Raw genomic sequence first — 4,127 nt, 5'->3', positions numbered from 1 at the left:
CTGCGCGGGGCGCGCGAAGCCAACGGCCCCGCCGTGCGCGACGCCGGCGGCGCAGAGCGGGGGCGTGGTCTCATGCGCCCAGCTCGTCGGCGCGCCGAAGACGTAGCGCGCCGTCACCTCCCACACCGTCACGCCAGCGGCGACCAGGAACAGCCAGGCCGCCGCATGGCCGATGCCGAGCGCGAGACGCTCCAATGTCAGCCGACCCGCGACTGGAAGGCGCGCAGGCTGTCGAGGATCTGCTTCGCCATCGGTCCGCGCGCGGCGTAGGTGTCCTGCACCTCCGCGGTGATGCGGCCGAGCTTCGCGGTCTCGCTCTCCGGCCAGGTGATGATGGTGATGCCCTCGGCGCGCATCTTCTGCAGCGCCTCGGCGTCCTCGGCCTCGATGGCGGCCTTGTGCGCGGCGGACATGCGCTTGACCGCGGCGGCGATCGCCTGGCGCGCCTCGGCCGGCAGCCCGTCCCAGCGGCGCTTCGAGAAGGAGACCTCGCAGGTCGGCATGGAATGGTTCGCCGAGATCGAGAAGCGCGCATTGCGATAGAGGCCGACGGCGTAGTTGAGGCCCGGATTGGCCTGGTCGGCGGCATCCACCACGCCGGATTGCAGCGCATTGAACAGCTCCGGCAGCGGCAGGTTGACCACGGACGCGCCGGCGCGGCCGAACACCTCGGCGATCATGCCCGGCGGGCAGCGCACCTTCAGCCCGTTCAGGTCCGCCACCCCGTTCAGCGCGCGGCGCGAGGGGATGTGCTCGCCCGGCCAGTAGAACTGGTCCACGTAGTAGAGGCCGAAGCGGTCATACAGCGCGCGGCCGAGATCGGCGCCGTTGCCCTCGCTGAACCAGCGGTCGCGCGTGTCCACGCTGCGGAAGGTGGCGCCGGTGTCGCCCAGCACGACGAAGCCCGCATCCTTCGCGGCGAACCACGACGGGGCCGCGAACTGGCCGTCGAGGATGCCGTTGCGCACCGTGTCCAGCAGTTCCGTCGGCGCCACCACCGCGCCGCCAGGAAGGACCGAGATGGTCACCCGACCGCCGGTGTTCTGCTTCACCTCCTCGGCGAAGGCGGTGGTGACGCGGTGCAACGCCGAATTGGTGCCGAGGAAGTGCTGCATGCGCAGTGTCACGCCCTGCGCCAGCGCCGGCGGCGCGACGAAGGGCAGCGCGAGGGCCGCGGGTGCGGCGCCGAGCAGCGCGCGACGACGGATCATGGACGTGGGTCTCCCTGTTTCCCGTGGTGTTGTCAGGCCATGCCGAGCATCGCCTTCGCCTCGTCCGGCGTGGCGATCTCGCGGCCCAGCTCGCGCGCGATCTGCGCGACGCGGCGGATGATCTCGGCGTTCGTCGGCATCACGCCCGCCTGGCCGAGCTCGTGATAGGTGTAGTCGCCGAGGCCGATGCTGATATGCCCGCCCTGCGCGATGACGGCGGCGGCGAGCGCGAAGAGGTTCCCGCCGAAATTCACCACCGTCCATTCGATGCGGCGGCCTTCCGGCAGGAAGTCGAGATGCGCCTGCAGCCCGCGCAACGTGCCGGGATGGCCGCCGAGGAAGGTGTTGTCGGTGAGGCAGAAGCAGAGATAGCCCGGCTCCTCGAGCAGCCCCATCTCCATGAAGGCGCCGACATAGCGCGTGAAGCCGACGGTCCAGGACACCAGGTAGGGCTTCAGCCCGGCGCCACGGATCGCACCGGCGAAGTGCATCAACGTGCCGGTGGAGTTGCGATAGACCAGCTCCGTCGTCTCGAAGCGGCGCGCCTGGGCGTTGTAGCGATCGACGTTCACCGAGCCCATGTCCATCGGCGCGAAATGCGGTGCGCCGCGCGGATCCTTCGTCATCTCGAGGATATGCGCGATGCGCGCCTCGGGCGCGGCGTCGAGCGTGACGTAGCCGAGCGTCGGATGCACCAGGATATCGGAGGCGTCGCGGATGCGGCGCACCGTCTCCGCGTAGGTCGCAGCGTCGTGGTCCGGCGTGCCGTCGGGCCTGCGGGCGTGGAAGTGCAGCACGGCGGCGCCCGCCTCGCGGCAGGCCACCGCATCCCGGGCGATCTCCTCCGGCGTGTAGGGCACGTTCGGATTGCCCTGCTCGCGCATCATGTACTCGTTGACGCGCGCCTCGATGATCAGCTTGCGCACCCTCGACGTTCCCGCCTCCCAGGACGGGGCGCAGCTTTCGCGTGCCTATGCCTTTCGGTCAAGGAGTTTCGCTTTTCGCTGGCCATGCCGGAGGAATCCTATATCTTTCGGCATATGTCACAGCCGACGCCACCGCCCGCGGGCCTCCTGGACGAGCTCGGGCCGCACTTCCCCGGCCACATCATGCAGCGCATGCGCCTGCCGGACGGGCGCTACCGCTACACCTATGTCAGCCCCGCCGTGCGCGAGACCTTCGGGCTGGATCCCGAGGCGCTGCTCGCCGCCGGCAGCGTCGGGCATGAATGGCTGCCCGAGCCCGACCGCACCCGCTTCGTCGCCGCGCTCGAGCACTCCGCCGCCACGCTCGGCGTGCTCGACGAGGAGGTGCGTGTCGCGCACCCCGAGGGCGGCACGCGCTGGGTGCGGTCCATCGGCCATCCGCGGCGCCTGCCGGATGGCAGCGTGATCTGGGACGGGGTCGCGCTCGACGTCACCGACCGTCACGAGGCCCGCGCCGCGCTGGATGCGGCGCTGGAGGCGGCGCGTCGGCGCGAAGTGGCGGGCGCGGGCCTTTCGGCTGTCGCCCTGCGGGATGTCGCGCGCCCCCTCGGCCGCCTCCGGGCGTCGCTCACCGCGCTGCCGGGAGCGGAAGAGGCGCTGCAGCGTCTGGCCGAGGTGGAGGCGGCGCTGACGTCAGCGACCTCCCTGGCGCAGGCGGCCGGCGAGGCGGCGCCGAAGCTGGACGGGCTGACGCCGCGCCAGGCCGAGATCCTGAGGCTGCTCCGGGAGGGTCTTTCCAACCGCGATATCGCGCAGCGGCTTGCGCTCGGCGAAGGCACCGTGAAGCTGCATGTCTCGGCCCTGCTGAAGCGGTTGGGCGCGCGCAATCGGACCGAGGCGGCGCTGCGGCGCTGACGGCGCGACGGCGGTCTTCGCGCGGCGCAAGGCGGCCGGAGCCATGCTGGATCGATGCTGAGCGGGCTACCGGCTTGCGCGGGATTGCGCCGGGGCGATGCCCGTGACGGGCGGCCGGCATCATGTCCCCCGCCCGCAACCCTTCAGCAACCCGACGCGCCAAGCCGCGCCCAGGTCGAGCCCAGCGGCAGCCCGGTTCCTCTCGATCAGCGTGAGAGCTGGCGGACCCGACACGATTCGAACGTGCGACCTTTGCCTTCGGAGGGCAACGCTCTATCCAGCTGAGCTACGGGTCCGTCCCGGCCTCATTACCGAAAGCGGGACCGGGAAGGAAGCCCTCGGCCATTTCCGGGCGCCCCGCGGGTCGGCTAGTCTCGGGCCGACCAGCAAGGCGCGACGGATTGCCGCGCCGGAGGATGACGCCGATGACCGATGGCCCCGTCCCAGGCTCCAACGAGGCCCGCAGCCTCCTCCAGGCCCTCTATGCGGAGATGGCGCCGCAGCACCTCTATCCCCTCTGGGAGGTCCTGCACGCGCTGGTCACGCCGGCGCCGAGTTCTCCGGCGCAGGCGCATCTCTGGCACTACGCGGCCGCCCGGGCGCATCTGCTGCGCGCCGGCGACCTGATCACCGCCGAGCAGGCGGAGCGGCGCGTGCTGATCCTGGAGAACCCCGGCATGCCCGGAAGCTCCGCCGTCACCACCAGCCTCTATGCCGGGCTCCAGCTGATCCTGCCCGGCGAGGTGGCGCCCTGCCACCGGCACACGCAATGCGCGCTCCGCTTCGTGATGGAAGGCGACGGCGCCTTCACCGCGCTGGATGGGGAGAAGGCGGTGATGCGCCCCTTCGACCTGGTGCTGACGCCGAACTGGCAGTGGCACGACCACGGCAACACCAGCGGTCGGCCGATGATCTGGCTGGACGGGCTCGACATCCCGACCGTCCGCCACTTCGCGGCCTCCTTCGCGGAACGCCTGCCGGACGGCGCCATGGCGCATGCGGAGACGGCGCCCCCCCGCGCCCCCCCCGCCCCGCCCCCGGGCGCCCAGCCCCCCCACCCCCGGCCCCCCCCCCC

Annotated in this window: 4 protein-coding genes, 1 tRNA gene and 1 pseudogene; 2 read left to right on the top strand and 4 right to left on the bottom strand. The window is 71.7% G+C overall.

The genetic code is table 11. The features are described 5' to 3' along the window. The 3 genes and pseudogenes from AC1MIR_RS12140 to AC1MIR_RS12130 form a co-directional block, all read right to left on the bottom strand. Positions 1–195, bottom strand: a pseudogene (locus AC1MIR_RS12140) (hypothetical protein); the annotation flags it as partial. Between the two features lie 2 nt (positions 196–197). Further along, positions 198–1,211, bottom strand: coding sequence for a TRAP transporter substrate-binding protein DctP (gene dctP / locus AC1MIR_RS12135; protein WP_480028411.1), 1,014 nt, complete (start codon positions 1,209–1,211; stop codon positions 198–200). A gap of 32 nt (positions 1,212–1,243) precedes the next feature. Next, positions 1,244–2,137, bottom strand: coding sequence for a beta-keto acid cleavage family enzyme (locus AC1MIR_RS12130; protein WP_480028410.1), 894 nt, complete (start codon positions 2,135–2,137; stop codon positions 1,244–1,246). Between the two features lie 114 nt (positions 2,138–2,251). On the opposite strand from AC1MIR_RS12130, the gene AC1MIR_RS12125 reads away from it, so the two are divergent. Continuing rightward, positions 2,252–3,052 carry a LuxR C-terminal-related transcriptional regulator gene (locus tag AC1MIR_RS12125; RefSeq protein WP_480028409.1) on the top strand — a complete coding sequence of 267 codons (801 nt, stop codon included), beginning with the start codon at positions 2,252–2,254 and terminating at the stop codon, positions 3,050–3,052. A gap of 219 nt (positions 3,053–3,271) precedes the next feature. Here the strand turns inward: AC1MIR_RS12125 and AC1MIR_RS12120 are convergent. Then, positions 3,272–3,348 (bottom strand) — tRNA-Arg (locus AC1MIR_RS12120). 129 nt (positions 3,349–3,477) lie between these two features. On the opposite strand from AC1MIR_RS12120, the gene AC1MIR_RS12115 reads away from it, so the two are divergent. Further along, the coding region (locus AC1MIR_RS12115) for a cupin domain-containing protein (RefSeq protein WP_480028408.1) at positions 3,478–4,127 on the top strand (650 nt) is incomplete at its 3' end.

Source organism: Falsiroseomonas sp. RANM36, from assembly GCF_056682175.1.
The sequence above is the reverse complement of the archived record's forward strand: the minus strand, read 5'-3'. Positions and strand labels throughout refer to the sequence as shown.